22 protein-coding genes are annotated in these 26764 nt (G+C 63.5%); 4 read left to right on the plus strand and 18 right to left on the minus strand.

Annotated features, from left to right (window positions below; genetic code table 11):
* Positions 1-220 precede the first annotated feature (220 nt).
* The 12 genes from HX851_RS32470 to HX851_RS32525 all read right to left on the minus strand — a co-directional run bounded on the left by HX851_RS32470 (position 221) and on the right by HX851_RS32525 (position 12826).
* On the minus strand, positions 221-850 hold the full coding sequence (locus HX851_RS32470) for a class I SAM-dependent methyltransferase (protein ID WP_177056173.1): 630 nt from the start codon (positions 848-850) through the stop codon (positions 221-223).
* A 343-nt stretch (positions 851-1193) separates the two neighbouring features.
* Positions 1194-1838: a methionine ABC transporter permease gene (locus HX851_RS32475; protein WP_177063571.1), complete on the minus strand. Its 645-nt coding sequence runs from the start codon at positions 1836-1838 to the stop codon at positions 1194-1196.
* Positions 1828-2949, minus strand: coding sequence for a methionine ABC transporter ATP-binding protein (locus tag HX851_RS32480; RefSeq protein WP_177065045.1), 1122 nt, complete (start codon positions 2947-2949; stop codon positions 1828-1830). Before HX851_RS32480 ends, HX851_RS32475 begins: the two co-directional genes overlap by 11 nt.
* Position 2950: 1 nt before the next feature.
* Positions 2951-3760 (minus strand): MetQ/NlpA family ABC transporter substrate-binding protein, encoded by an 810-nt coding sequence (locus HX851_RS32485; protein WP_177065047.1) that lies wholly within the window; start codon positions 3758-3760, stop codon positions 2951-2953.
* Positions 3761-3956: 196 nt separating this feature from the next.
* Positions 3957-5333: an LLM class flavin-dependent oxidoreductase gene (locus tag HX851_RS32490; RefSeq protein ID WP_177065050.1), complete on the minus strand. Its 1377-nt coding sequence runs from the start codon at positions 5331-5333 to the stop codon at positions 3957-3959.
* Positions 5333-6529, minus strand: coding sequence for an SfnB family sulfur acquisition oxidoreductase (locus tag HX851_RS32495; protein ID WP_177065052.1), 1197 nt, complete (start codon positions 6527-6529; stop codon positions 5333-5335). Before HX851_RS32495 ends, HX851_RS32490 begins: the two co-directional genes overlap by 1 nt.
* A gap of 20 nt (positions 6530-6549) precedes the next feature.
* Positions 6550-7791 carry an SfnB family sulfur acquisition oxidoreductase gene (locus HX851_RS32500; RefSeq protein WP_177063566.1) on the minus strand — a complete coding sequence of 414 codons (1242 nt, stop codon included), beginning with the start codon at positions 7789-7791 and terminating at the stop codon, positions 6550-6552.
* Positions 7792-8000: 209 nt separating this feature from the next.
* Positions 8001-8756, minus strand: coding sequence for a hypothetical protein (locus HX851_RS32505; RefSeq protein ID WP_177063565.1), 756 nt, complete (start codon positions 8754-8756; stop codon positions 8001-8003).
* Between the two features lie 507 nt (positions 8757-9263).
* The gene (tcyN, locus tag HX851_RS32510) at positions 9264-10013 is read right to left on the minus strand and encodes an L-cystine ABC transporter ATP-binding protein TcyN (protein ID WP_177063564.1); all 750 of its coding nucleotides are present in this window, start codon (positions 10011-10013) and stop codon (positions 9264-9266) included.
* 3 nt (positions 10014-10016) lie between these two features.
* On the minus strand, positions 10017-10682 hold the full coding sequence (gene tcyL / locus HX851_RS32515; RefSeq protein WP_017125359.1) for a cystine ABC transporter permease: 666 nt from the start codon (positions 10680-10682) through the stop codon (positions 10017-10019).
* Positions 10682-11476 carry a cystine ABC transporter substrate-binding protein gene (gene tcyJ / locus HX851_RS32520; RefSeq protein WP_177065054.1) on the minus strand — a complete coding sequence of 265 codons (795 nt, stop codon included), beginning with the start codon at positions 11474-11476 and terminating at the stop codon, positions 10682-10684. Before tcyJ ends, tcyL begins: the two co-directional genes overlap by 1 nt.
* Before the next feature lie 354 nt (positions 11477-11830).
* Positions 11831-12826: a D-cysteine desulfhydrase gene (locus HX851_RS32525; protein ID WP_177063562.1), complete on the minus strand. Its 996-nt coding sequence runs from the start codon at positions 12824-12826 to the stop codon at positions 11831-11833.
* Positions 12827-13016: 190 nt separating this feature from the next.
* Between HX851_RS32525 and epsC the strand changes: the two genes are divergently transcribed.
* A complete protein-coding gene (epsC, locus tag HX851_RS32530) occupies positions 13017-13946 on the plus strand; it encodes a serine O-acetyltransferase EpsC (protein WP_177065057.1) in 930 nt (309 codons plus the stop codon).
* 434 nt (positions 13947-14380) lie between these two features.
* Positions 14381-16342 carry a choline transporter BetT gene (gene betT, locus HX851_RS32535; protein WP_177063577.1) on the plus strand — a complete coding sequence of 654 codons (1962 nt, stop codon included), beginning with the start codon at positions 14381-14383 and terminating at the stop codon, positions 16340-16342.
* A 31-nt stretch (positions 16343-16373) separates the two neighbouring features.
* Here the strand turns inward: betT and HX851_RS32540 are convergent, their stop codons facing one another.
* The 3 genes from HX851_RS32540 to HX851_RS32550 all read right to left on the minus strand — a co-directional run bounded on the left by HX851_RS32540 (position 16374) and on the right by HX851_RS32550 (position 18561).
* Positions 16374-16631, minus strand: a complete 258-nt coding sequence (locus tag HX851_RS32540; RefSeq protein WP_177065059.1) for a hypothetical protein — start codon at positions 16629-16631, stop codon at positions 16374-16376.
* A gap of 203 nt (positions 16632-16834) precedes the next feature.
* Positions 16835-17731, minus strand: a complete 897-nt coding sequence (locus HX851_RS32545) for an SDR family oxidoreductase (RefSeq protein WP_177063559.1) — start codon at positions 17729-17731, stop codon at positions 16835-16837.
* An 89-nt stretch (positions 17732-17820) separates the two neighbouring features.
* The gene (locus HX851_RS32550; protein ID WP_177063558.1) at positions 17821-18561 is read right to left on the minus strand and encodes an SDR family oxidoreductase; all 741 of its coding nucleotides are present in this window, start codon (positions 18559-18561) and stop codon (positions 17821-17823) included.
* Positions 18562-18685: 124 nt separating this feature from the next.
* On the opposite strand from HX851_RS32550, the gene HX851_RS32555 reads away from it, so the two are divergent.
* Positions 18686-19576, plus strand: a complete 891-nt coding sequence (locus HX851_RS32555) for a LysR family transcriptional regulator (protein ID WP_177065061.1) — start codon at positions 18686-18688, stop codon at positions 19574-19576.
* Between the two features lie 447 nt (positions 19577-20023).
* Positions 20024-21061 (plus strand): L-glyceraldehyde 3-phosphate reductase, encoded by a 1038-nt coding sequence (gene mgrA, locus HX851_RS32560; RefSeq protein ID WP_177065063.1) that lies wholly within the window; start codon positions 20024-20026, stop codon positions 21059-21061.
* Between the two features lie 243 nt (positions 21062-21304).
* On the opposite strand, the gene HX851_RS32565 is transcribed toward mgrA, so the two are convergent.
* The 3 genes from HX851_RS32565 to HX851_RS32575 are packed head-to-tail and all read right to left on the minus strand — an operon-like array spanning position 21305 to position 26522.
* Complete coding sequence (locus HX851_RS32565; RefSeq protein ID WP_177065065.1) at positions 21305-24358, minus strand: efflux RND transporter permease subunit; 3054 nt, start codon at positions 24356-24358, stop codon at positions 21305-21307.
* Positions 24355-25425: an efflux RND transporter periplasmic adaptor subunit gene (locus HX851_RS32570; RefSeq protein ID WP_177065067.1), complete on the minus strand. Its 1071-nt coding sequence runs from the start codon at positions 25423-25425 to the stop codon at positions 24355-24357. Before HX851_RS32570 ends, HX851_RS32565 begins: the two co-directional genes overlap by 4 nt.
* On the minus strand, positions 25422-26522 hold the full coding sequence (locus HX851_RS32575; protein WP_177065069.1) for an efflux RND transporter periplasmic adaptor subunit: 1101 nt from the start codon (positions 26520-26522) through the stop codon (positions 25422-25424). Before HX851_RS32575 ends, HX851_RS32570 begins: the two co-directional genes overlap by 4 nt.
* Positions 26523-26764: the final 242 nt, after the last annotated feature.

Consider the following 26764-nt stretch of genomic DNA (forward strand, 5'->3'; position numbering starts at 1 on the left):
CCAGTTCAGCTTGCCAGCGATGGGGCCAGTGAGTCTTGCATCGATCTGCCGGACGCCATCGCCGGCAAGCCGGGCTCCTACAGGGGAAGAGTGTCGAACACAAAATCTGCGGATAACGCAAACCTGTGTAGGAGCTGGCTTGCCAGCGATGGGGCCAGTGAGTCTTGCATCGATCTGCCGGACGCCATCGCCGGCAAGCCGGCTCTTACAAGGGAAGGTGTCAGGCCTTGCGCCACACGCTCGCCAACCACGGCTGCTGCTCACGCGGCAGTCCGGCGGGGCGATAGTAGTGTTCCAGTTCGGCAAAACCCGCCGCCGTCAGCAGTTCACGCCAGGCTTCCAGGTCGTGGTACGAACCATAGCGTTCACCGTTCCAGCCCTCCTGGTTTTCCCCGCGCGGATTGGAGCTGAACAGCACGCCGCCCGGCTTGAGCGTCGCATGCAGCTGTCCCAGCACCCGCGGCAGTTCCTGACGCGGGATATGGAACAGCACCGCGTTGGCAAAGATCCCGTCGAAGCGTTCTGGTGGCAGTTCGAGTTCGAGGAAATTCTGTTGCAGCACTTCGCAACCACTGTCCTCGCGGGCCATCTGCGCAAAGCGCTCGGAGCCGTCGAGGCCGACCGCGACATGGCCCATGCGGGTGAATGTCTGCAGATCCCGACCCGGACCGCAGCCGAAGTCCAGCACGGTAAACGGCGCCGTACCCTGGATATGCCGTAGCAGTGCGTCGATGTTCTGGCTCACATCGTGGTCGCGGGTGCCTTCGCGGAAACCCTCGGCACTGCGGTTGTAGTGACCGAGGGTGGTGGAAGCGATCTGTTCGAGGTCGTTGGGGCCGAGGGTTTTCATCGCAGGTCTGCGTTGGGGGAGATGATGCGAATATATCACCAGGCGGGTTTTTGCTGTGGCTGCAAAGGCCCCTTCGCGGGCAAGCCCGCTCCCACAAGGTACCGGGGTGAACCCAAAACCTTTAGGAACGCCTTTTCGCGGGCAGGCCCACTCCCACAAGGCACCGGGGTGAACCCAAAACCTTTAGGAACGCCTTTTCGCGGGCAGGCCCACTCCCACAAGGTACCGGGGTGAACCCACAACCTTTAGGAACGCCTTTTCGTGGGCAAGCCCGCTCCCACAAGGTACCGGGGTGAACGCAAAACCTGTGGGAGCGGGCTTGCCCGCGAAGAGGCCGCCACTCTCAGCGCTTGTTCAGCACCCGCGCCAGGCGATCACCACCGAGCTGGATCACCGCCACCAGGATCACCAGCAACACGATCACCGTCAGCATCACCTGGCTGTCGAAGCGCTGGTAGCCATAACGATAGGCGATATCGCCCAATCCGCCCGCGCCGATGGCACCGGCCATGGCCGAGGAGTTGATCATGGTCACCAGGGTGATGGTGAAGCCGCCGACAATTCCCGGCAATGCCTCGGGCAACAGCACATGCCAGACGATATGCCAGCGCCGGCAACCCATGGCCTGCGCCGCCTCGATCAGGCCATGATCGACCTCGCGCAGGCTCACCTCGGCGATCCGCGCGAAGAACGGCGTGGCGGCGATGGTCAGCGGCACCACGGCGGCCCAGACGCCGTAGGTGGTGCCGACGATCAGCCGGGTAAAGGGAATCAGGGCGACCATCAGGATCAGGAACGGGATCGAACGGAACAGGTTCACGAACGCCCCCAGTACCCGGTTTACCGCAGGGGCCTCGTAGATCCCGCCCTTGTGGCTGGTGACCAGGATCACCGCCAGCGGAATACCCAGCAACAAGGCGATCAGCGAAGACACACCGACCATCAGGAACGTGTCGATCACGCCCTGCCACAACCGATCAAGCCACATAACCCAGTACCTCCACCTGTTGTGCCCACCGGGCCGCGCGCTGCCGCAGTTCCTCGGCACCCAGCGCAGACGCGGTCACCGCCAGCAGCAGTTGCCCCAGCGCATGCCCCTGGATGCGTTCGACACCGCCCTGCAACAGGCGCACACGTCCGCCCAGGGCATTGAACAAGGCCGCCAGGTCCGGCTCGTCGGCGGCACTGCCGGTAAACCGCAGGCGCAATACCACCGCCGCCTCGGGAGATGGCGGCTGTGCCTGCAAGCGGCCTTGCAGCTCCTCGGGCAGCGCATGCTGCAAGGGCGCGAGCAAGGTCTGGCTGACTTCATGCTGCGGATTGCCGAACACCTGCCAGACCGGCCCCTGCTCGACGACCCGACCATGCTCCAGCACCACCACGCGGTCGCAGATATCGCGGATCACCGCCATCTCGTGGGTGATCAGGACGATGGTCAGGCCCAGCCGTCGGTTGATCTCGCGCAGCAGGCCGAGGATCGACTGCGTGGTCTCCGGGTCCAGCGCCGAGGTCGCTTCGTCACACAGCAGGATCGCCGGATCGTGGACCAGCGCGCGGGCAATCCCGACCCGCTGTTTCTGGCCACCGGACAACTGCGCCGGATAGGCCTTGTGCTTGTCCCGCAAGCCCACCAGTTCCAGCAGTTCGCGGACCTTCTGCTCGCGTTGCAGCTTCGGCACGCCGGCCACTTTCAATGGCAGCTCGACGTTCTGCCAGACGGTCTTGGCCGACATCAGGTTGAAGTGCTGGAAGATCATACCGATGCGCCGGCGCAGCTCCACCAGGCGGTTTTCATCGAACTCGCCGATGTCCACCTGGTCGATCAGCACCCGGCCTGAACTGGGTTGTTCCAGGCGGTTGATGGTACGGATCAAGGACGACTTGCCGGCACCGCTGCGGCCGATGATGCCGAACACTTCGCCACGCTGGATCGCCAGGTCGATGCCCTGCAAGGCGTTCACCGGCCCCTGGCTGCCCTCATAGGTCTTGCCCACGCCGATAAAGCGCACATGGGCCAGATTGAGCTCCGGGTGCAACTCGGTCCGTTCGGCCTCGCGTGGCGCGGCGTCCGGCGGACGCTGGAGATTGGCGACACTCATCTCAGCCTTCCCAGCCGGCCTGGTACAGCTTGCCATGGGCTTTATCCAGGGCAGCGCGCACGGCCGGCGAATGTTGGTAGATGTCGACGAACTTGATCAACCGCGGGTCGGTTTTCTCCTTCGGCTGGATCACGAACTGGATCACGTACTCCTTGTGATCGAGGCCGTCGAACAGCAATGCGGAACCGGCATCGAAGGTCTTCGCCAGGCGGATGTAGGCCGGGTAGCCCTGGACCAGATCGGCGTCGTCGTAGGCGCGGACCAGTTGCACGGCCTCGACCTGGAGGATCTTGATCTTCTTCGGGTTGCTGACGATGTCGTCTTCGGTGGCCTTGTAGCCGACACCGGGCTTGAGGGTGATCAGACCGGCCTTGGCCAGCAGTTGCAGACCGCGCCCGCTGTTGATCGGGTCGTTGGCGATGGCCACGGTGGCGCCTTGCGGCAGCTCGTCGAAGCTTTTGTATTTCTTCGAGTAGAGGCCGACGTTGTTGATGATTCCCGGGGCGAAAGGCACCAGGTCAAAACCGGCGGCGGCCTTGGCGTTTTCCAGGAACGGGATGTGCTGGAAATAGTTCACGTCGATATCGCCGGCGGCGAGGCTGACATTGGGCGCGATCCAGTCGGTGAACTCCACCAGCTCGACCTTGAGGCCCTGCTTGCCGGCCTCTTCGACAGCAGCTTCCAGGGGGATGGCGAAGGCGGCGGTGGTGCCGACCTTGAGCGGCGCGTCAGCGGCGTGGGCCACGGCGCTGAAAAGTCCGAGAGCGAGGGCCAGTGCTTTGACTGGGTGGGTGAGACGTGTTGTTTTCATGATGGGTTTCCAGTCAGTCATAAGTATTGTGAGATCTCACTTGTGGCGAGCGGGCTTGCCCGCGCTCGGCTGCGAAGCAGTCGCAAAACCAGACACCTCGTTGTACCTGACACACCGCGATCACTGATTTTGGAGCCGCTTCGCGACCCAGCGCGGGCAAGCCCGCTCGCCACAAGTTGGTGCTGCAGAGAGCCTGTCAGCCAGGAACGAAGCGATAGCCCGCCCCGGCATGCTGTTCGGGCAAATGCGCTGCGTCGTGGAACAGCTTTTCGCGCAAGGTTCCGCCGTCGTAGGCGGTCTTGTACGAACCGCGTCGCTGCAATTCGGGAATCACCAGCTCGATAAAATCGACATAGCTTTCCGGGGTGACGATGCGGGTCAGGTTGAAGCCGTCCAGGCCGGTTTCGGCGATCCACGACTCCAACTCATCGGCCACCTGTGCCGGCGAGCCGACCACGGTGAAATAGCGCCCGCCCAACGCGTGCTGGTCGAGCAACTTGCGCCGGGTCCAGTCGTTGTTCTGCAGATTCTTTGTCGCCGACTGGATCGCGTTGCTCTTCACGTACTGGATCGGTTCGTCCAGTTCGTACTCGGAAAAATCTATGGCCGTGGAGGCCGAGAAATGCGCCACGCCGGCCTCGGCGCTGGCATAACCGAGGTACTCGGCATGCTTGGCCCAGGCCTCCTCCTCGGTCGCGCCGACGATCACGTTCAGGCCCATGAACACCTTGATGCCTTCAGGATCCCTTCCTGCCGCCACCGCGCTGGCACGCACCTTGTCCACCTGGGCCCTGGTCGCGGCCTTGTTCTGCCCGCTGATGAACACGCACTCGGCATGCCGCCCGGCGAACACCAGGCCGCGCTCGGAACTGCCGGCCTGGAACAGCACCGGGGTGCGTTGCGGCGACGGCTCGCAGAGGTGATAACCCTCGACCTGGTAGAACTCGCCCTTGTGCCGCACCTTGTGGACCTTGTCCGGCTGGGCGTAGATCCGCTGCGCAGGGTCGTTGAGCACCGCGCCGTTTTCCCAACTGCCCTCCCAGAGCTTGTAGAGCACCTCCAGGTACTCGTCGGCCTGGTCGTAGCGGCGGTCGTGCTCGGCCTGGCCATCGAGGCCCATGGCCTTGGCGGCACTGTCGAGATAGCCGGTGACGATGTTCCAGCCGACCCGGCCACGCGTCAGGTGATCGAGGGTCGACAGGCGCCGGGCGAACAAGTACGGCGCCTCATAGGTCAGGTTGGCGGTCAGGCCGAAGCCGAGGTTTTTCGTCACCGCGGCCATGGCCGACACCAGCAGCAGCGGGTCGTTGACCGGCAGTTGGATCGACTCTTTGAGAGGCACGGCCACCGACTGCTGGTAGACGTCGTAGACCCCGACGATATCGGCGATAAACAGGCCGTCGAACAGCCCGCGCTCCAGCAACTGCGCCAGCTCGGTCCAGTATTCGAGGGTCTTGTACTGGGTCGAGTTGTCCCGCGGATGAGTCCACAGCCCGTGGTTGATATGCCCGATGCAGTTCATGTTGAAGGCGTTGAGCAGGATCTTCTTCCTGGTTCCTGGAGAGCCGGCCATCAGATCGTGCCCCGCAGCGGCGGATTTTCCGCATTGAGGTAGTAGTTGCCCACCGCGTGGTACTTCCAGCGCACCGGGTCATGCAGGGTGTGCACACGCGCATTGCGCCAGTGGCGATCCAGGCCGTGTTCGGCCAGGGTTGCCTGGCTGCCGGCCAGCTCGAACAGGGTGCTGCCGGCGGCCAGGGAGATTTCCGTGCTGACCGCCCGGGCCTCGGCAACGGCGATGGAAGCTGCCGCCACCGTATCGACAGTGGTGTCGACCTGGGCGCGGTCGAGGAATTCGCCGGCCCGCTCCAGCAGGGCTTCGGCGGCATGCAGGCGAATGCTCAGATGGCCGACGCTTTTCAGGGTCAGCGGATCTTCGCTGGCCTTGTCGTTGCCCGAATCGATCCATGGCCGGGTGCGGGTACGGACGAAATGCAGGGCGTCTTCATAGGCGGCGCGGGCAATTCCGGTGTCGATGGCCGCATGGAGAATCTGCGCCAGCGGGCCGACCGGGGTCGGACGCTCGAAGGCGCTCTGAAAGGGGATCACGTCTTCGGCCGCGACAAACACATCCTCGAACACCACCGAACCGCTGCCGGTGGTGCGCTGGCCGAAACCGGTCCAGTCGTCGATCACCGTCAGCCCGGCGCTTTCGCGGGAGACAAAGGCCAGTTGCTGGACACCCTGCTCATCCACCACCGAGGTGGGAATCCGCTGGGCGTAGAGCGAACCCGTCGAGTAGAACTTGCGGCCGTTGATGCGATAGCCCTCGCCATCGCGACGCAGGTCGGTGACCCGATCGTGCGCCGTTTTCGTACCGAACTCGGCCAGCGCATTGCCGAAGCGGCGACCGGCCAGGACCTCGGCATACAGCCGCCGTTTCTGCGCCTCGCTGCCATTGACCCGCAGGACTTCCAGCGCATAGAAATGGTTCTGCGGAATCTGCCCGAGGGACGCGTCGGCCTCGGCAATCAGTTGCGTGACCTTGGCCAGGGTGACATTCGACACACCGGCACCGCCGTACTCCTTCGGTACGCTGATGCCCCACAGGCCAGAGCGGGAAAACACTTCCAGCTCGGGCAGCGGCAGGCGCCGTTCACGGTCGCGCAGCAGGCTGTCGCGCTTGAAATCCTCGGCCAGGTCACTGGCCACGATCAGGGCTTGCTCGTCGCTGGAAATGACCGCGACGTGTTGGGAAAGCTGTGACATGGGTGTCTCCAGAGGTCTGGTCAGATCCAGGAATGGCGAGCGGGCAAGGTGCCGTTCAGGTGATAGGCGCCGACCGCGTGATACTTCCAGCGCACCGGGTCGTGCAGGGTATGCACCCGGGCGTTGCGCCAGTGCCGGTCGAGATTGAATTCGGCCAGGGTCGCGCGGCTGCCGGCCAGTTCGAACAGCTTCTCGCTGGCCAGCAGGGCGATTTCGGTGGTGAGCACCTTGGCCTCGGCCACGGCGATCGAGGCCCGGGCGGCGGCGGCCACATCCACCGGACCGGCATTGACCTGGTCCAGCACCTGCGCGGCCTTGCGCAGCAGTGCCTCGGCGGCGTGCAGTTCGATTTTCAGTTTGCCGATATCGGCGATCACATAGAGATCGTCGCTGGCGCGTTCGACCTTGGCATCGATCCATGGCCGCGAACGCTCACGGACAAAGGCAATGCTGTCGTCGATGGCGGCGCGGGCGATGCCGGCGTCGATGGCGGCCTGGATCAGTTGCGACACGGCGCCCTGGATATTCGGGGTGTCGCCCTGGCGCCAGTTCTCGACGACATTTTCCGCCTCGACCCGCACGTTGTTCAGCAACACCGTGCCGCTGGCGGTGGTGCGCTGGCCGAAACCGGACCAGTCATCCACCACCCGCAGCCCCGGCGTGCCACGACGGACAAAGGCCATGACCTGGCGACCTTCATCGTTGATCGCCTTGACCGCCACCCAGTGGGCAAACAGCGCGCCGGTGGAATAGAACTTCTGTCCGCTGATGACGTAACCGTCACCGTCGGCGCTGATCCGGGTCTTCAGTTCCAGGGTGTTGCGGGTGCCGCGCTCGGGCCCGGCATTGCCGATCCGCCAACCATCGAGCACGCTCTGGAACAGGTGTTTTTTCTGCCGTTCGGTGGCCGTGCCGAGCAGCAGTTGGAGAATGCCGAAGTGGTTCTGCGGGATCTGCCCCAGGGCCGGATCGGCGGCGGAAATGATCGCGAAGACTTCGGCCACGGTGACGAAGGACACCTGGGGCCCGCCGTACTCGCGGGGAATGGCGATGCTGCCCAAGCCGCTGCGGGTGAACTGCTCGATCTCGGCCCAGGGCAACTTGCGCTGGCGGTCGCGGCGCGCGGCCTGCAGGCGGGCAACCTCGGCCAGTTCACGGGCCGCTTGCAGGGCTTCGGCATCGTTGCGCAGCACCCGGGCCGGCAACAGCAGCGGGGCGATGTCCTGGTCGCTCTGGACCTGTGCTTCGTTCAAGTTAGACATCAACGCCACTCCGTGGCGCGCGCAATGCCCTGGCGATCTGCACGAGGGTGATTGTGTTCCTGACCATACCTACCTCATCTCTCTCTGGAAGCATCGCAACGGCGACGCAGGCGAAATCAAACGGGTCCGGTGGTCCGGTTCATATACCCTAAGCGCGTATAAATATTAAATAAACTAACTTATAGGAATATGCATAGAAGGCCCGGCCCTCACTCCCGGCGGCGCTGGGCGGCGAGTTTGAAGGCCGGTTTGCTTGTGCGGATAAAGTGCCGCGAAGTGCCCACGCGCAACCTTCGCGTCGGTGCCCAGCGAGAGTTGTTGCCGACCCGGTCGATCACGCAATAGGTGATGTCCAACCCACGATCCTCACCGGCTTCCTGGATCACCCCGGCGGGGACGAATACCGTGACCGGCTTGCCGATATCCGCCGGAGCGAGCTTGGGCAGGTCGAGCCGGACGTCGCCCCAGAGCAGGGTGATTTCATCCTCGACCGCCATGTTGAGATAGGGCGCCAGGGTCAACGGCACACCCCGCCTCATCTGGCGCGGGTTGACCCCGTAGCGACCGATGGGCCCGGGGATGATCAGCGGCGCCAGGCCCTGGTTCTCCTCGCCGATCGGCAGGCCGCCGGGGCACGCCAGCTTGACCGGCAGCTTGAGTTCCGGCGAGGCCAGGGCCGCGCTGCCGATGCGCATCAGGCGGTAGTGAATCCGCGCCACCCCTTCGAGGATGAAGCTTTCCGGCACCCGCAGGCTGATCGGCTGGCCGACCTCGGCGGCGAGGACCTGCCTGGACGTCACGTAGCAACCGTCCCAGAACAACTCGACCAGGTCCCCTTCGTCCATATCGGGATAGACCGGGATCGTGATCGACAACTGCTCGGCGGCCAGGCGACCGATGCCGCGCCTGTGGGCCTGGGGAACGGTGGGCAGCGCGAGTCGGGGATGCTCCGCGGGATAATTCATGAAATCGTCCTTTTGATAGTTGCCGAAAGTTCAACTTGCAAGAGGCGACCGAGTCCTTCCGGACAAATACCGCCACTGGCGCTTTCGCCGTTTCCTTACAACCGAAAGATCATGCCGCGGGAATACCGGGACACCCCGGCGGAACTTGAGTGAAATCCGGATAACGCCGCGCAAGTCGTTAAAGGCAGCTAAAAGTTTTGCAACGCAAGTGTCAAGGCGTTAATCGATAATGATTATTATCGCGCAGCTATTCGGACAGGTCCTACTTTGCCCGCCTATAACCACCGGGGCCCGCTGGGACAAGCCACGCATGCGGTAATCAGCGTTCGACATCGCCACGCACAACAACGTCGCGCGGTCCCGACAAGATCGGCTGATAATTCAAGAGGGGATTTTTCCGAAGATCAGGCAGGTCATATAATAAGATGACCCAAGGCTTGTTAAAACAGTCATGCCTTGAATACCGTACTCACTCCCTGAGTACGTTATATCAACTAAAGAACATTCCTACGTATTACCCAGAAACTTACTGAGGAATTGGCGGGTACGTTCTTCTTTCGGATTGGCAAACAGCGCCTTGGCTTCACCCTGTTCGACGATCACGCCCTTGTCGAAGAAGATCACGCGGTTGGCCACGTCGCGGGCAAAACTCATTTCATGGGTGACAATGACCATGGTGCGTTTTTCTTCCGCCAGGCCACGAATGGTTGCCAGCACTTCACCCACCAGTTCCGGGTCCAGGGCCGAAGTCGGCTCGTCGAACAGGATCACCTGTGGCTCCATCGCCAGGGCCCGGGCAATCGCCACCCGTTGCTGCTGCCCACCGGACAGCCGACGCGGATAGGCGTCTTCCTTGCCCGCCAGGCCGACCTTGGCCAGCAGCTTGCGGCCCAGGGCCTCGGCCTGGTCACGCGGGGTCTTCTTGACCACCAGCGGGCCTTCGATGACGTTCTCCAGCGCCGTGCGATGGGGAAACAGGTTGAAGTTCTGGAACACGAAGCCCACCTGCTGGCGCAGCTTGCGCACCAGGTTCTGCTGCTGATTCAGCGGGCGACTGCCATCGATCGCGATGTCGCCGACCTTGATCCGGCCGCTGGAGGGTTCTTCGAGGAAATTCAGGCAACGCAGGAGGGTGGTCTTGCCGGAACCGCTGGGGCCGATGATGGCGACGACTTCGCCTTCCTTGACCTCGAGGTCGATACCGTTGAGCACCACCTGACCCTTGAATTGTTTGGTCAGCTTTTCAACCACGATCATGCTTCAAGACTCCAGGTCATGCCGGTTGACCCGGTCTTCCAGACGATTTTGAAAATGCGCCAGGATGCTTGCCAGTACCCAGTAGATCAGGGCGGCGGACAGATACATGGTGAAAATCTCAAAGGTGCGCGCCGACACCAGTTGGGCCTGGCGGAACAGCTCGGGCACCTGGATCGTGGCCGCCAGCGCCGTGTCCTTGACCAGTGAAATGAAGCTGTTGCCCAAGGGTGGCAGGGCGGTGCGCATCGCCTGCGGCAGGATGGCCCGGCGCAGGGTTTGCGCGCGGGTCATGCCGATACTGGCGGCGGCTTCCCACTGGCCACGCTCGATGGAGGCGATCGCGGCACGCAGGATTTCACAGGCGTAGGCGGCCATGTTCAGCGAAAAGCCGATCATGGCCGCCGGGATCGGATCCAGCTCGATGCCCACTTGCGGCAAGCCGTAGTAGATCAGGAACAGCTGCACCAGCAACGGCGTGCCGCGAAAGAACGACACGTAGACCCGGGCGATCCAACTGAGCAGCTTGAAGCGCGACAGGCGCATCAAGGCCAGCCCGAAGCCCAGCACCAGGCCGAAAAACATCCCGCCAAGGCTGAGAATCACCGTGTAGTACGCGCCCTTGAGCAGAAAGGGCGCGGAGTCCAGCGCGAGTTGGAAACCTGCTTCCATTATTGAGTGACGTCTGCGTTGAAGTATTTCGCGGACAGCTTCTTCAAGGTGCCATCGGCGCGCAGCTTGTCGAGGGCCTTGTTCACCGCATCGAGCAGTTCAGGCTCGCCTTTGCGCAGGGCGATACCGGCTTCCTGACGGGAGAAGGCGTCGCCGGCAGTGGCGGTGTCCGGGGCTTTCTTGGCGTATTCCAGAGCCGCCAGGCGGTCGATCAGGATGGCGTCGATACGGCCGATGCGCAGGTCCTGGAACTTGGTGGGGTCATCGTTGTAGGTCTTGATAATGGCTTTAGGCTGGTTGTCCTTGAGCCATTGTTCGTAGTTGGTGCCCAGGCCCACACCGACTTTCTTGCCGGCCAGGTCGCCAGCGGTCTTGATCGCGTCGACGTTCTTCTTCAGGACCAGCGCCTGGATACCGGAGACGGTGTAAGGCGTGGAGAAATCGTACTTCTTCTTGCGCTCTTCGGAGATGGTGACCTGGTTGACCACGGCGTCCAGGCGCTTGGATTCCAGGGCCGCGAGGATACCGTCCCACGGCGTGGCTTGCAGCTTGACCTTGACGCCCAGCTCCTTGGCCAGCGCCTCGGACAGCTCGACCTCGAAACCGCTGAGCTTGCCGCTTTCATCGACAAAGCTGAACGGCGGGTAGGTGCCTTCCAGGCCGATCTTGATCTCGCCGGCTTTCTTGATCGTGTTCAGTTGTTCACCGGCAACGGCCTGGCCCAGCAGACCGGCGCCGAGCACCAGACCCAGGCTGCCGACCAGCAGACGCTTGCGAAATGCAGAAATATTCATGAAGAGCCCCGTGTGTTTTCTTATGGGAAAGGAAGGCAAACCTGACACTTTGATGACAAGCGCCAATCCTGCCTCAAAGCAGGGTTGGCGTCTCGCATCAAATTCGCCTGAGGCGAAACTATAAAACGACTCTTTTATAATTTTAAATAATATAAAAGAATTTTATTATTCCTTTTTAGCTGGACTCACTAATCGTTCCCACGCTCCCCGTGGGCATGCAGCCCATGACGCTCCGCGTCACAAGAGCGTCCAGTGAGGCGTTCCCACGCAAAGCGTGGGAACGATCGAACGCAGCGCGCCCTTCGCGGGCAAGCCCGCTCCCACACAAGTGGGCATTCAACGATCCGATGCCGCTCAGTCAAACGCCGAATTATAGGCAAACAACGCCGGTGCTCCACCCGTGTGCAGAAAGATGACAGGTCCTTCGTCGAAACGCTGCCGGCCAATGCCGTCGAGCAACCCGGCCATCGCCTTGCCGGTGTACACCGGGTCGAGCAGGATGCCTTCCTGGCTCGCCAGCAACTTGACCGCCGCCAGGGTTCCGGCATTCGGCTCGCCGTAACGCGGGGCGAAATATTCGTCCCAGAGTTCGACCCTGAAGCTGGCCGGCAGCTCCACCCCCAGCAGCTCGGCGGTACGTTCGGCCAGGCCCTGCACTTTCGGCCGTTGCGCCTCGTCGGTACGCGATACCGTCACCCCCACCACCGGCAACTCCGGCAGCGCTTCGCTCAATGCCAGGCCGAGGCCGCTGTGGGTCCCGGCGCTGCCGGAAGCCAGCACCACGGCGGCGAACGCCAGCCCCGTCGCTTCGATCTGCGCCGCCAGCTCCAGCCCGGCGCGCACATAACCCAAAGCACCGAGGGCATTGGAGCCGCCGATCGGTACCACATAGGGCTTGCGGCCATTGTTGCGCAGCCGCTCGGCCAGGGCCTGCAACTGCTCATCGGCATTATCCAGGTTGTCCACCAACTCGACCTTGGCATCGAACAGGTCCAGCAGCAGCCGGTTGCCGTTGCGCAGGTAATTGTCGTCCTCGGTACCGATGGGATTTTCCACCAGAGCCACGCAACCCAGGCCCAGGCGGGCCGCCAACGCGGCGGTCTGGCGCACATGGTTGGACTGGATCGCGCCGGCGGTGACCAGCGTATCGGCACCCACCGCCAGGGCATCGGCAGCGAGGTATTCGAGCTTGCGCAGCTTGTTGCCGCCCAGGGCCAAAGGCGTCAGGTCATCGCGCTTGATGTAGATATCGCGCCCCACCCAGGCCGACAGGCGTTCGAGTTTTTCCAGGGGAGTGGCTTGGGCCAGAAGTTCCAGGCGGTTAAAGCGGGCGAGCTGTTGTTTGATCATGGGTCCGAACTGACGGTAGGAAATGCCTCGACTATAGGCAGGCACTTTTCCCCAGGCAACCACCTTGCGCTTATGTCGGAAAGTTCTGAGCAAAGCACTATTAGTTCTTAATTCCCGTTCGGGGCGGTGCCGTAAAGTGAAAGCCATTCAGGCGACCCGATTGTCTGGTCGCCAGGTCGGAGATTTGATCGTGAGCGAGCGTTCCAGCCATTGGCAACTACAGACCATCGTCAGCCAGCTGCGCAGCGCCCGGGATGAGTGGCGCAGTCGCAACGGCCGGGTCAGCGACGAACAGGGCGGGCGTGAACTACCGTCACGCCAGGCCATGGCCGAGATTCTCGAATCGCTGTGCGGCGCGCTGTTCCCCATGCGCCTGGGGCCGGTGGACCTGCGCGAGGAAAGCGAGGACTTCTATGTCGGCCACACCCTCGATGCCGCCCTCAATGCCCTGCTGGCCCAGGCCCGCCTGGAACTGCGCTACGTGGCGCGACATGGCGGCGAGTCGGACTCCGAGGTCAATGCCAAGGCGGTGCAACTGATCCAGGCATTCGCCATGGCCCTGCCGGAGCTGCGTCGGCTGCTCGATACCGACGTGCTCGCGGCCTACCACGGCGACCCGGCGGCGCGTAGCGTCGATGAAGTGCTGCTGTGCTACCCGGGGATTCTCGCGGTGATCCATCATCGCCTGGCCCACCACCTGTATCGCGCCGGCTTGCCGCTGCTGGCACGGATCAGCGCGGAAATCGCCCACTCGGCCACCGGGATCGACATCCACCCCGGCGCACAGATCGGTCGCAGTTTCTTTATCGACCATGGCACCGGCGTGGTGATCGGCGAAACCGCGATCATCGGCGAGCGGGTCAGGATCTACCAGGCGGTGACCCTGGGTGCCAAGCGCTTCCCGGCGGACGAGGACGGCCAGTTGCAGAAAGGCCATCCGCGCCATCCGATCGTCGAGGACGACGTGGTGATCTATGCCGGGGCGACCATCCTCGGGCGCATCACCATCGGCAAGGGCGCGACCATCGGCGGCAACGTCTGGCTGACCCGTAGCGTGCCGGCCGGCTGCAACCTGACCCAGGCCAATCTGCAGCAGCATGAGAACGAGATCCAGCGCTAGTTATCAGGCCGCCCCTCAACCTGTGGCGAGCGGGCTTGCCCGCGCTCGGCTGCGAAGCAGTCGTAAAACCTGTGACTGCGTTTTGCCTGACACAATGAAGCCGCTGGTTTTAGGGCCGCTTCGCGCCCCAGCGCGGGCAAGCCCGCTCGCCACAAGACTGTGCCCGCCAGGAGGCCGGAACGATTCACCCATGACTACCGTCATACCCCTACCTGAAGCTCAGGTAAGAACAGCGCCGCCCAGCTCCGCGATTAGTCCCGCAAGCCCTATCCGTGTTTAACTTGACCGCTTGTTCAAGTTAAACCGGCGGTTCGCTGCCCGCTCACAACAGGAGGCTTGCCTTTGCTGAGTCCGAGATGCCCAGCCATGTTTCATCCCTTCGAGGTGCCCGTCGCATGAGTACCTCCGCTACCCCGTCAAGCGGTCTGATCCGCATGAACCCACCGGTGTTCTACTTCGCCGCGAGCTTTATCCTGCTGTTCGGCCTGGTGGTCATCAGCCTTCCCGAAGCCGCCGGCCAGTGGCTGCTGGCGGCACAGAACTGGGCGGCCAATACGGTCGGCTGGTATTACCTGCTGGCGATGACCCTGTACCTGGTCTTCGTGGTGGTCACCGCCTTGTCCGGCTACGGCAAGATCAAGCTCGGTGCCGACCACGACGAACCCGAGTTCAGCTACCTGTCCTGGGCCGGCATGCTGTTCGCCGCCGGGATCAGCATCACCCTGTTCTTCTTCTGCGTCTCCGAGCCCCTGACCCACATGCTCCAGCCGCCCCAGGGCGAAGCGGGTGGGCAGGCCGCGGCACGCCAGGCGATGCAGATCCTGTTCCTGCACTGGGGCCTGCACGGCTGGGGCGTATTCGCCTTCGTCGGCATGGCCCTGGCCTACTTCGCCTACCGGCACAACCTGCCGCTGGCCCTGCGCTCGGCGCTCTACCCGCTGATCGGCAAGCGCATCAACGGGCCCATCGGCTACGCGGTGGACGGCTTCGGCATCATCGCCACGGTGTTCGGCCTCGGCGCCGACATGGGCTTCGGCGTCCTGCACCTCAACTCGGGCCTGGACTATCTGTTCAACGTGCCCCACACCCAGTGGATCCAGGTCGGGCTGATCACCCTGATGATGGGCGCGGCGATCCTGGTGGCCGTGGCCGGCGTCGACAAGGGCGTGCGGGTGATGTCCGATATCAACATGCTGCTGGCCTGCGCGCTGTTGCTGTTCGTGCTGTTCGCCGGGCCTACCCAGCACCTGCTCAACACCCTGATCCAGAACCTCGGCGACTACCTGGGCGCCCTGCCGACCAAGAGCTTCGACCTCTACGCCTACGACAAACCCAGCGACTGGCTGGGCGGTTGGACGGTGTTCTACTGGGCCTGGTGGATTGCCTGGTCGCCGTTCGTGGGCCTGTTCATCGCACGGATTTCCCGGGGCCGGACCATCCGCGAATTCGTCTTCGGCGTGCTGCTGATCCCGTTGGGTTTCACCCTGGCGTGGATGTCGATCTTCGGCAACAGCGCCATCGACCAGGTGCTCAACCACGGCATGAGCGCCCTCGGCCAGTCGGCCATCGACGACCCGTCGCGAACCCTGTACCTGCTGCTGGAAACCTATCCCTGGAGCAAGGCGGTGATCGCCGTCACGGTGTTCATCAGCTTCGTGTTCTTCGTCACCTCGGCCGATTCCGGCACCGTGGTGCTCTCGACACTCTCGGCACGTGGCGGCAGCGCCGATGAAGACGGGCCGAAATGGCTGCGGGTGTTCTGGGGCGCGATGACCGCGCTGGTCACCAGTGCGCTGCTGTTCTCGGGCAGCATCGACGCGCTGAAGTCGGCGGTGGTGCTGACCTCGCTGCCGTTCTCGCTGATCCTGCTGTTGATGATGTGGGGACTGCACAAGGCCTTCCACCTCGAATCGCAGAAACGCATTGCCCAACTGCATTCGCTGGCGCCGGTTTCCGGCTCGCGACGCGGCAAGGGCGGCTGGCGCCAGCGCCTGAGCCAGGCCGTGCATTTCCCGTCGCGGGACGAGGTCTATCGGTTCCTCGACCAGACCGTGCGCCCGGCCATCGAGGAAGTCAGCGCGGTGTTTGTCGAGAAGGGCCTGAACGTGATCACCCAGCCCGATCCGGCCAACGACAGCGTCAGCCTGGAAATCGGTCATGGCGACCAGCATCCGTTCGTCTACCAGGTACAGATGCGCGGCTACTTCACACCGTCCTTCGCCCGTGGCGGCATGGGTCCCAAGGAACTGCGCAACCGCCGCTACTACCGCGCCGAAGTGCACCTGAGCGAAGGCAGCCAGGACTATGACCTGATGGGCTACGGCAAGGAGCAGATCATCAACGATATCCTCGACCAGTACGAACGGCACATGCAGTTCCTGCACCTGGTGCGCTGACGCGGCGCCGGGCGAGTTTTCGTACGGAACACTAGGCCTTGTCCAGCAACATGAACAGGGCCATGGCGATGGCCGGCAGGCCGAAGACGGCAATGGCGATCACCAGTTCGGAAATCATCGACTGGTGGGCAATGATCACGCCGATGGCACCGTTGACGATCGTTGCCAGCAACCACATACCGAGGAAACCGAAACCCAGGGTCTGCCGGCTGATGCCCAGGCGCTGGCCGAAGAACAGCGTACAGCCCAGCAGGACCAGGCCGACGGTAAGGATGATGGCGGTGTGCATGGGGATATCCTCCGCAAAGTGCATCCGATCGTTCCCATGCGCAGCAAAGGAATGCGTACCGTGACGCTCTGCGTCACAACGCGGACGCGGAGCGTCCAGGGCAGCATTCCCACGCAGAGCGTGGGAACGATCATCAATGGTTCGACATCAGGAAGTACCGCCCCAACCTCCCTGATTAACACTGTAGATCGAATCCAGCCTCTTCAACGACTACCGACACGCAACAGATCGTCCAGGCCGATGCGCCGGAACATTTCCGCCCGCACCCGATCAGCCATGGCATTGACCACTTCGGCACCGTCCTCGGACGGGTCGATATGGCGTCGGAACGGCCGGCTGCCGTGGGGCAGGTCGACAATCTCGACAATCGCCCGGGCCACCTCGACGACATCCGCATCTGCCGGCTCCAGCGCCGCCAGTCCTTCCAGCGCCTGGGCCGCCACTCCGGCATAAGGCCCCTCGGTGTATTCCAGGGCACGTGCCTTGTCAGCCGGTGAACCGGAATGCACGAAGTGGTTGGTGCCCTTGGTGAACGCCCCCGGCACCACGATCGAGGTTTCAATGCCCCAGCGCACCAGCTCGCTGGCGTAGGACACCGCCAGGGAGTCCATCGCCGCCTTGGCCGCGAAGTACGGCGCGAGGAACGGCGGGGTGCCGCCACGGGCGCTGCTGGACGAGACCCACAGCACCAGTCCCTTGCCCTGCTTGCGCAGTTGCGGCAAGGCGGCGCGGTTGACCCGCTGGGTGCTCAGCACGTTGATGTCGTAGAGCTGGGCGAACTGCTCCGGGGTAAAGGCCTCGGTGGGACCGAAAGACATGTGCCCGGCGTTGTGGATAACCACATCCAGCCGCCCGCAGTCGGCGATGATGCGGGCCACGCCGGCTTCGACCGATTCGCCGGACGCCACGTCCAGTTCGACGCTGCGCAGGTCCACCGCATGCTCGGCGGCATAACGCTGCACCTCGGCCACCTGTGGCGCATTGCGGCCCAGGGTTTCACGCATGCTGGCATAGACGGTGTGGCCGGCATCGGCCAGGGCGCGGGCGGTCAGGGCGCCAAAACCGCTGGAGGCACCGGTAATCAGGATCACGGATTTCATGGGGTTTCACCTCAGGCTCTTGGAGAAAGGGGTTCGCAGGGGCAAGACCGCCCGCGAACCGGGCGATCATTCAGGGAACGAGGTGTCGATCAGACCAGGCCGCCATTGGCACGCAGGACCTGGCCGTTGACCCAGCCGGCAGCCGGGCTGACCAGGAAGGACACCACATTGGCGATATCTTCCGGCTGACCGAGGCGTTCCAGCGGCGGCATCTTGGCGAAGGTCTGGATCTGCTCTTCGCTCTTGCCGTGCAGGAACAGTTCCGTCGCTACCGGGCCGGGGGCCACGGCGTTGACGGTGATCTGGCGACCGCGCAGCTCCTTGGAGAACACGTGGGTGAACGACTCCACCGCCGCCTTGCTGGCGATGTACACCGCGTAGCCGGGCATGTTCAGGGCCACGGTGCTGCTGGAGAAGTTGACGATACGGCCGCCGTCGTTCATCCGGGTGGCCGCGGCACGCAGGGTGTTGAAGGTGCCGCGGGTGTTGATGGCGAAAGTCTGGTCGAACAGTTCGTCGCTGTGCTGGGCCAGCGGCAGGACCTTGAGGATGCCGGCATTGTTGATCAGCACATCGACCTTGCCCAACTGCTGTTCGGTTTCGTCGAACAGGCGGGTGACATCGGCGGAGTTGGCGACATCGGCCTTGATCGCTATGGCCTGATGGCCGGCCTGGCGCAATTCCACCACCAGCGCCGAGGCTTCGGTGGCGCTGCTGGCGTAGTTGATGGCGACGGCAAAACCGTCCGCGGCCAGTTGGCGGGCGATCACCGCGCCGATACCACGCGAGGCGCCGGTGACGATGGCAACTTTCTGAGTCTGGGTAGTCATGTCGAATCTCCTGGGGTGCAAGTGGGTGTGAAGCCAATTTCACATGTTTACCCAGGGCGATAAATGCGCGAGAGTTGCCTTGACTGTTCAATAATTACCAACAATCAATCACAACGGAGCACCCATGGACCAGGTCAAGGCCATGAAGGTCTTTGTACGGATCTACGAGCGCAGCAGCTTCACCCTGGCAGCCGAGGACCTGAACCTGCCTCGCGCAACCCTGACCCACACCCTGAATCAGTTCGAGGCCTGGCTCGGTACCCGGCTCCTGGAGCGTAGTACGCGACGCGTGCGCCCGACCCTCGATGGCGAAGCCTATTACCAGCGCTGCGTGCAGTTGCTGGCGGAACTGGAAGAGGCCGAGCTGGCCTTTCGCACGGTGGCGCCCAAGGGTCGCCTGCGGGTGGACCTGCAGGGGACCCTGGCAAAGTACTTCGTGGTCCCGGCGTTGCCGGCGTTTCTCGAACGCTATCCGGATATCGAAGTCTCGATCAGCGAGGCCAGTCACTTTATCGACCTGATCGCCGAAGGCGTGGATTGCGTACTGCGCTCGGGCAACCTAGGCGACTCGTCGCTGATCGGCCGGCGGGTCGCCAACCTGCGCCAGGTGACCTGTGCCAGCCCGGCGTACCTGCGCAAGCATGGCGAACCGCAGGGCCTCGACGACCTGCGCCGGCACCAGGGTGTGAACTACGTGTCGCGGGCCACCGGCAAGCTGTTTCCGTTCGAGTTCACCGTGAACGGCGAGCTGCGGGAAGTGCCGTTGGCGGGCAAGGTCTCGGTGTTCGGCGCCGAGATCTATGCGGCCTCGGCCGTGGCCGGGCTCGGGCTGATCCAGGTGCCGCATTACCGGGTGGCGGAGCAGATCGCCCAGGGCTTGCTCAAGGAAGTCCTGCCGGACCATCCGCCGCCACCCATGCCGGTTTCCGTGCTCTACCCACAGAACCGGCATATGTCGCCAAGGGTGCGGGTGTTTGTCGACTGGATAAGCGAGGTTTTTGCAAACGCGCACTGATCAAGGGGCCCACATCGGAAAAATCGGCTTATTGCGGCGCCTTTACCTGTACAAACTCATACCATGTAGCATGTGTACCGATCCATAAACTTATGAGTTTCCAGATTTTATTGGATTAAACCTGGATATCCGGCATAGAGAAAAAGTAGGTAGATATGTACCAAGTCGTACTGACAAAAATCCAGGAGTAGAAAGTTCAGGCGGATGTCAATCGTTCATCGCCTGGATAGGCATTGATCATTCAACCCGGGTGACTTCACCAGAGCAGGGAAAACCAGGAACGAACCGCCGAGAATTATGAAACGTTTCAGCAAACCCTCGGCTCCGGGGTTGGCTTGATCTTTCTTGGGCGTATGCTGGGGGACTTCGCCCCCATCAGAGCGATGCCACGCCAGGGGGAAGCGGGCCTGTCCGCGAAGATGTCACACCCCAATGAGAGAGGATTCGATGACTTACCAAGCTGCCGAAAACCGCTACGACTCCATTCCCTACCGCCGCGTCGGCCGCAGCGGCCTGGTGCTGCCGGCCCTGTCCCTGGGCCTGTGGCACAACTTCGGCGACAGCACGCCGATCGACACCCAGCGCGCCCTGCTGCGTACCGCCTTCGACCTGGGCATCAACCACTTCGACCTGGCGAACAACTACGGCCCGCCCTACGGCAGCGCCGAGATCAACTTCGGCCGCCTGCTGCGTGAAGATTTCAAGCAGTACCGCGACGAACTGATCATCTCCAGCAAGGCCGGCTGGGACATGTGGCCGGGTCCGTACGGCCAGGGCGGCGGTTCGCGCAAATACGTGCTCGCCAGCCTCGACCAGAGCCTGCAGCGCCTGGGCCTGGACTATGTGGATATCTTCTATTCGCACCGCTTCGACCCGGATACCCCGCTGGAAGAAACCGCCAGTGCCCTGGCCACCGCCGTGCAGCAGGGCAAGGCGCTGTACATCGGTATCTCGTCGTATTCCGGGGTGAAGACCCGCGAGATGGCGGTGCTGTTGCAGGAATGGAAAGTGCCGCTGCTGATCCACCAGCCGGCCTACAACCTGCTCAACCGCTGGGTGGAAAAGGACCTGCTGGACACCGTCGAAGAGCTGGGTACCGGCGTGATCGCCTTTACGCCGCTGGCCCAGGGCCTGCTGACCGACAAATACCTCAACGGCGTGCCGAAGGATGCGCGGGTCAATCGTCCGGGCGGCGGTTCGTTGCAGGCCTCGCACTTGTCCGAAGCGAATATCGCCCACGTCCGGGCCTTGAACGAGATCGCCCGGCGTCGCGGCCAGAGCCTCGCGCAACTGGCCCTGGCCTGGACCCTGCGTGATCCACGGGTGACCTCGGCCCTGATCGGCGCCAGCCGGCCGGAGCAGATCATCGAGAACGTCGGTGCGCTGAAGAACCTGAGTTTCAGCCAGGAAGAACTGGCGGAAATCGACCGGTTCGCCCAGGAAGGCGGGATCAACCTGTGGGAGAAGCCGTCGACGGCGGAGTGATTCCTCCCCTCGGATGATCGTTCCCACGCTCCAGCGTGGGAATGCCTCACTCGACGCTCTGCGTCCGCTGTTGTGACGCGCAGCGTCACGGGATGCGTTCCCACGCGGAGCGTGGGAACGATCAGAACCAGTGGGAGCCGGCTTGCCGGCGATGGCGTCCGGTCAGGCGATGCAAGGCTCACTGGCCTTATCGCCAGCAAGCCGGCTCCTACACGGGAACTGGGGCCAGCCCCAAAAACCCTGCTAAGCGGCGTCCCGCTTCGGCTCGCGGATCCTGTACCACGCCACATACAGCGCAGGCAGGAACATCAGGGTCAGTACCGTCGCCACCACTATCCCGCCGATCATCGCGTAGGCCATCGGGCCCCAGAACACTTCCCGGGCAATCGGGATCATGCCCAGGCTCGCCGCCGCCGCGGTCAGCAGGATCGGCCGCCGCCGATGCTCCGTCGCTTCCACCACCGCATCCCAGGGCTCATAGCCGTTGCGCTCGTACTCGTCGATCTGGGTCACCAGGATCACCGAGTTACGGATGATGATGCCGATCAGCGCGAGAATCCCGAGAATCGCCACGAAGCCCATCGGCGTCCCCGTCGGCACGAGCGCCAGGACCACGCCGATCAATCCCAGCGGCGCGACACTGGCCACCAGGAACATCTTCTGCACGCTGTGCAGCTGGATCATCAGGAAGGTCGCCATCAGGAACAGCATCAGCGGCACCACCTTGGCGATCGGACCCTGGGCCTTGCCGCTCTCTTCCACCGTACCGCCGGTGACCACCTTGTAGCCCACCGGCAGGCCGGCCGAGAACTTGTCGATCTCGGGCTTCAGTTGCCGGACCAGGTCGGTCGGCTGGATACCCCCGCGGACCCCGGCCTTGAGGGTGATGGTCGGCAGGCGATCACGCCGCCAGACCAGCGGCTGCTCCAGCTCATAACGCACCGTGGCGAACGCCAGCAGCGGAATCGAGGTACCGCCGGGCGTGACGATCTGCAGGTTCTGCAGGGTTTCCGGGGTGCCGCGCTCGCTGTCCACCGCGCGCCCGACCACATTGACCAGGTAGATATCGTCCTTGACCTGGGTGACCGGTGAACCACTGACAATGCTGTTCATCAGCTTCGCCACGTCCTCGGAGGACAGACCGAACTGACGCGCCTTGTCCTGGGCGATATCGATGCGCAGCACCTTGCCCGGCTCGTTCCAGTCGTAGATGGTTTCGCCGACATTGCGGTTGCTGTCGAGGATGGTCGCCAGCTCGATGGCGTGCTTGCGCACCTGGTCGATGTCCTTGCCGCTGACCCGGTATTGCAATGGCCGGCCCACCGGCGGGCCCATTTCCAGGGTCTGGACAAAGCTGCCGATACCGACGAAATCATCGCGCAGGCGCTTGTTCAGGCGATCCATCAACGCCGCCCGTTGCTCCAGGCCCTTGCTGACGATGATCAGCTGGGCGTAGTAGGGATTCTGCAATTGCTGGTCGAGGGGCAGGTAGAAACGGATCGCGCCCTCGCCGATATAGGTGCTCCAGCGCAGGATATCCGGGTCGTCCTTGAGACTGGCCTCAAGCTTGTCGACTGCCTTGCGCGTCTCGTTGATCGAGGCGTTCTGCGGCAGGTTGAGGTCGACGAGGATTTCCGGGCGGTCCGAGGAAGGGAAGAACTGGTTCTGCACGAAGCGCATGCAGAACACCGACAAGGCGAAGATCAGCACCGTGAGGCCGATGGCCCACCAGCGGTTGCGCAACGACCACAGCAGCCCCGCATTGAAGGCCCGCGCAACGCGCCCCGCCTCCGCATCATGGCCCTTCACCTTTTCACTGAGGATATGCACGCCGATCACCGGCGCGAACAGCACGGCGACGATCCACGACACCAGCATCGCCACCGCGATCACCGCGAACAGGGTGAAGGTGTATTCCCCCGCCGAGCTGGCATTGAGGCCGATGGGCACGAAGCCGGCGACGGTGACCAGGGTCCCGGTAAGCATCGGGAAGGCCGTGGAGGTGTAGGCGAAGGTCGCCGCCTGTTCCTTGCTGTCGCCCTTCTCCAACCGCGTGACCATCATTTCCACGGTGATCATCGCATCGTCCACCAGCAGGCCGAGGGCGATGATCAGCGCCCCGAGGGAAATCCGCTGCATGGTGATGCCGCTGTACTCCATGAACACGAAGACCATCGCCAGCACCAGCGGGATCGAGCAGGCCACCACCAGCCCGGCGCGCAGGCCGAGGGCGACAAAACTCACCACCAGCACGATGATCACCGCTTCGAACAGGGCGCTGGTAAAGCCGCCGACGGCCTTTTCCACCACCTCGGCCTGGTCGGACACCTTGTGCACGCCGACACCCACCGGCAGTTCGGCGGTCAGGCTGTCCATGCGTTCGTGCAGGCTGCGGCCGAAGTCCTGGATATTGCCGCCCTTCTTCATGGCAATGGCCAGGCCGATGGCCGTCTGGCCGTTGTAGCGGAACAGCGGGGTCGGCGGGTCGACGTAGCCGCGCGTGATCTCGGCGATATCCGCCAGCCGGTAGAAACGATCGTTGAGCTTGAGGTTGACCGCTTCCAGGTCCTTCTCCGAAGCGTATTGCCCGGAGGCCCGCACCGAGATCCGCTCGGGCCCGGCTTCGATCACCCCGGCCGGAGTCACCGCATTCTGTGCTTGCAGGCTCTGCACCACCTGGCGCTGGTCGATGCCCAGGGCCGCCAGCTTGCGGGTCGAGAAGTTCAGGTAGAGCACTTCGTTCTGCTCACCGATCATCTCGATCTTGCCCAGCCCCGGCACATCGCGGATCTGCGCCCGTACCTGCTCCACGTAGTCACGCAGCTGGCGCATGCTCAGGCCGTCACTGGTAAAGGCGTAGACCGAACCGAACACATCGCCGAACTCGTCGTTGAACCCCGGCCCCTGGATACCCTGGGGGAATTGGCCCCGGATATCGTCGATCTTCTTGCGCACCTGGTACCAGATCTGCGGGATATCCTTGCCGCTGGTGGTGTCGCGCAGGAACACGAACACCGTCGACTCGCCGGGCCGGGTGTAGCTTTTCACGTAGTCGAGGGAGTCGAGTTCTTCGAGCTTTTTCTCGATGCGGTCGGTGACTTGCTCCAGGGTTTCATCCACCGTGGCGCCCGGCCAGGTGGTCTGGATGATCATGGTCTTGATGGTGAAGGACGGGTCTTCCTCGCGCCCCAGGTTGATATAGGAAAACACCCCCATCAACAACGCGACGAACATCAGGTACCAGACGAACGACTGGTGCTTGAGGGCCCACTCGGACAGGTTGAAGCTCCCTTTCATTGTGGGTGTTCCTCGTCGATTTTGACTTTCTGCCCGGGCTTGAGGCTGTTCACCCCGGCGCTCACCACTTTCTCGCCGGCCTTGACCCCCGAGGCCAGCAGCATCGTCTCACCCTCGCGGCCGAGTACCTGGACATCACGGGGCGAGACGGTGTGGGCCTGGGGTTCGATGATCCAGATCTGTGTCTTGCCGTCATGCTCCCAGAGGGCCGACAGCGGCAACTGGGTGCGCGGCTCGATGGCCGAACTCAGGGTGACGCTGATGGAGGTGCCCAGGCGGAAGGCCGCCGGCGTCTCGGCCAGCGTCAGGCGAGCCCGCCGGGTCCGCGTGGCGCTGTCGGCCTGGGGTTCGATTTCCCGCAGCCGTGCGGTGGTGTTGACACTCGGATCGAGCTGGCCGGCGACACGGAATTCGACGCCCTCGCTGAGCTGCTCGGCCAATACCGCCGGCAGGTCGATCACCGCTTCCTTGATATCCGGGCGCGCCAGGGTGACCACTTCCTGGCCGGCACTGACCACCTGGCCGGCCTCGACTTTCCAGTCGGTCACCACCGCGGCGTGGTCGCTGTGCAGCTCGGTGTAGCCCAACTGATCGTTGGCCTGGCTGAGCGAGGCGCGGGCCTGTTCGAGGGACGCGCCAGTGGTCTTCAGGTCGGTCTGGGCCACATCCAGCTGGGCCTGGGCGCCGACGCCACGGTCGAACAATTCCTGCTGGCGACGGGCATTGGCCTGGGCGTTGATCCACTGCGCCTGGATCCGCGACAGGTCGCCCTGGGCCGCGCGCAACTGGTTCTGCTGATCAGTGGGGTCGAGGCTCGCCAGCAAGGCGCCCTGGGCCACTTCACTGCCGACATCGACATAGCGCCGGGCGATCCGCCCCGCGACCCGGAAGCCCAGGGTGCTTTCATAACGCGCCTGGATGCTGCCGGCAAAACGCCCGAGGTTCTGCACCGACTCCGGCGTAACCTCGACAAACAGCACCGGCCGTACCGGCTCGGGTGGCGGTTCCTGCTTCGAACACGCGGCGAGCAACAGGCCGCCCAGCAGGACCAGCGACAAGCGCTTCATGGCTGCGCTCCCGAGGCGGTTGCCGGACTCGGCCGGGCGATCTCCACCAACATGCCCGGATGCAGCAACTGGCCGCCGGCGATCACGACGTTCTCGCCGCCCTCCAGGCCTTCGCTGATCATCACATGGCCAGTCAGGTAACGCCCGACCTTGACCCGGTGCAGGCTGACCTTGCCGTCGGCGTCCACCAGCCACACCGCCGGTTCGCTGACATCCTTGGTCAGGGCCGACCAGGGCAATTCGATACTCGATCTGGCCGGCGCCGTGGCGGTGGCGCTGACCACCGAGCCCAGGTCCATACCCGCCGGCAGTTCGCCCAGGGCCACCTTGACCTGCACCGTACCGCTCTGGGCCGAGACCGCCGGGGTCACTTCACGGACCTTGCCCACGGCCTTGATCGCCGGGTTGTCGAGCAGCGTCACGGTGATCGGCCGGTCATCCGGCGGCTCCACCAGCAGCGACTCGTAGACATTGAACACCGCATCGCGCTCGCCATCGCGGGCCAGGCTGAAGATCGGCATGGTCGCCTGCACCACCTGCCCGACCTCGGCCTGGCGGGCGGTGATCACCCCGGGGGCTTCGGCGATCAGCGCGGTATAGCCCAACTGCTCGCGGGCATTGGCGAGCTGGGCCTGGGCCGCCGTCAGGGCGCTCCTGGCGCTGAGCACGCCGGCCTGGGCGGCGTCATATTCGCTGCGGCTGGTGTAGCCCTTGGGCAGCAACTTCTGCTGCCGGACAAAGGCCGCGCTGGTCTGCTGCACTCGCGCCTGCTCGGCGTTGACCTCGGCCTGGGCCGTGTCGACATTGGTCTGCAGATCCTTGGGGTCGAGCTTGGCGAGCACTTGGCGGGCGGAGATCCGCGCCCCGACATCGACACTGCGCTGGATGATCTTGCCGCCGACGCGGAATGACAGGTCGGTCTGTACCCGGGCCTGAATGTCGCCGGTCAGGGTCACGGCGGCCCCGAAGTCCTTGCGCTGCACCTGCTCGACAAAGACCCGTGGTCGTTCGGGCTCCGGAGGCTTTTCATGACCGCAACCGCTCAGGAGCGCCACAAGCACCAGAGCCACTTCCCATTTCACTCGATGCTCTTTCATACACACTCCTTCGCGTAATGCTTACCCGCCGTGTCGTTACGACTGTTAGCGTAGAACAGGGTTCCTTCCCTGCACGGACAGAAAGGCGCACATAACTCCGTGGCGAGCGGGCTTACCCTGAGACCGCTCGGTCATGGAAATGGGAACTTGAAAACGCTGCATAACCCGTAGGAGCCGGCTTGCCGGCGATGAGGTCCTCAAGCCGTGCAGCGCCCATGCGAACGCCATCGCCGGCAAGCCGA

Source organism: Pseudomonas gingeri, from assembly GCF_013385635.1.
Lineage (GTDB): Bacteria > Pseudomonadota > Gammaproteobacteria > Pseudomonadales > Pseudomonadaceae > Aquipseudomonas > Aquipseudomonas gingeri_A.

Bases quoted from the DNA above. Each gene is read 5' to 3' on its own strand.
- HX851_RS32540 (WP_177065059.1), bottom strand. From the start codon at position 16,631: ATGCACACCGCCATCATCCTTACCGTCGGCCTGGTCCTGCTGGGCTGT.
- HX851_RS32485 (WP_177065047.1), bottom strand. From the start codon at position 3,760: ATGAAAACAACACGTCTCACCCACCCAGTCAAAGCACTGGCCCTCGCT.
- HX851_RS32555 (WP_177065061.1), top strand. From the start codon at position 18,686: ATGGACCAGGTCAAGGCCATGAAGGTCTTTGTACGGATCTACGAGCGC.
- HX851_RS32495 (WP_177065052.1), bottom strand. From the start codon at position 6,529: ATGTCACAGCTTTCCCAACACGTCGCGGTCATTTCCAGCGACGAGCAA.
- HX851_RS32505 (WP_177063565.1), bottom strand. From the start codon at position 8,756: ATGAATTATCCCGCGGAGCATCCCCGACTCGCGCTGCCCACCGTTCCC.
- HX851_RS32525 (WP_177063562.1), bottom strand. From the start codon at position 12,826: ATGATCAAACAACAGCTCGCCCGCTTTAACCGCCTGGAACTTCTGGCC.
- HX851_RS32565 (WP_177065065.1), bottom strand. From the start codon at position 24,358: ATGAAAGGGAGCTTCAACCTGTCCGAGTGGGCCCTCAAGCACCAGTCG.
- tcyJ (WP_177065054.1), bottom strand. From the start codon at position 11,476: ATGAATATTTCTGCATTTCGCAAGCGTCTGCTGGTCGGCAGCCTGGGT.
- betT (WP_177063577.1), top strand. From the start codon at position 14,381: ATGAACCCACCGGTGTTCTACTTCGCCGCGAGCTTTATCCTGCTGTTC.
- HX851_RS32490 (WP_177065050.1), bottom strand. From the start codon at position 5,333: ATGGCCGGCTCTCCAGGAACCAGGAAGAAGATCCTGCTCAACGCCTTC.
- tcyN (WP_177063564.1), bottom strand. From the start codon at position 10,013: ATGATCGTGGTTGAAAAGCTGACCAAACAATTCAAGGGTCAGGTGGTG.
- HX851_RS32545 (WP_177063559.1), bottom strand. From the start codon at position 17,731: ATGAAATCCGTGATCCTGATTACCGGTGCCTCCAGCGGTTTTGGCGCC.
- mgrA (WP_177065063.1), top strand. From the start codon at position 20,024: ATGACTTACCAAGCTGCCGAAAACCGCTACGACTCCATTCCCTACCGC.
- HX851_RS32480 (WP_177065045.1), bottom strand. From the start codon at position 2,949: ATGAGTGTCGCCAATCTCCAGCGTCCGCCGGACGCCGCGCCACGCGAG.
- HX851_RS32475 (WP_177063571.1), bottom strand. From the start codon at position 1,838: ATGTGGCTTGATCGGTTGTGGCAGGGCGTGATCGACACGTTCCTGATG.
- HX851_RS32550 (WP_177063558.1), bottom strand. From the start codon at position 18,561: ATGACTACCCAGACTCAGAAAGTTGCCATCGTCACCGGCGCCTCGCGT.
- HX851_RS32575 (WP_177065069.1), bottom strand. From the start codon at position 26,522: ATGAAAGAGCATCGAGTGAAATGGGAAGTGGCTCTGGTGCTTGTGGCG.
- HX851_RS32470 (WP_177056173.1), bottom strand. From the start codon at position 850: ATGAAAACCCTCGGCCCCAACGACCTCGAACAGATCGCTTCCACCACC.
- tcyL (WP_017125359.1), bottom strand. From the start codon at position 10,682: ATGGAAGCAGGTTTCCAACTCGCGCTGGACTCCGCGCCCTTTCTGCTC.
- HX851_RS32500 (WP_177063566.1), bottom strand. From the start codon at position 7,791: ATGTCTAACTTGAACGAAGCACAGGTCCAGAGCGACCAGGACATCGCC.
- HX851_RS32570 (WP_177065067.1), bottom strand. From the start codon at position 25,425: ATGAAGCGCTTGTCGCTGGTCCTGCTGGGCGGCCTGTTGCTCGCCGCG.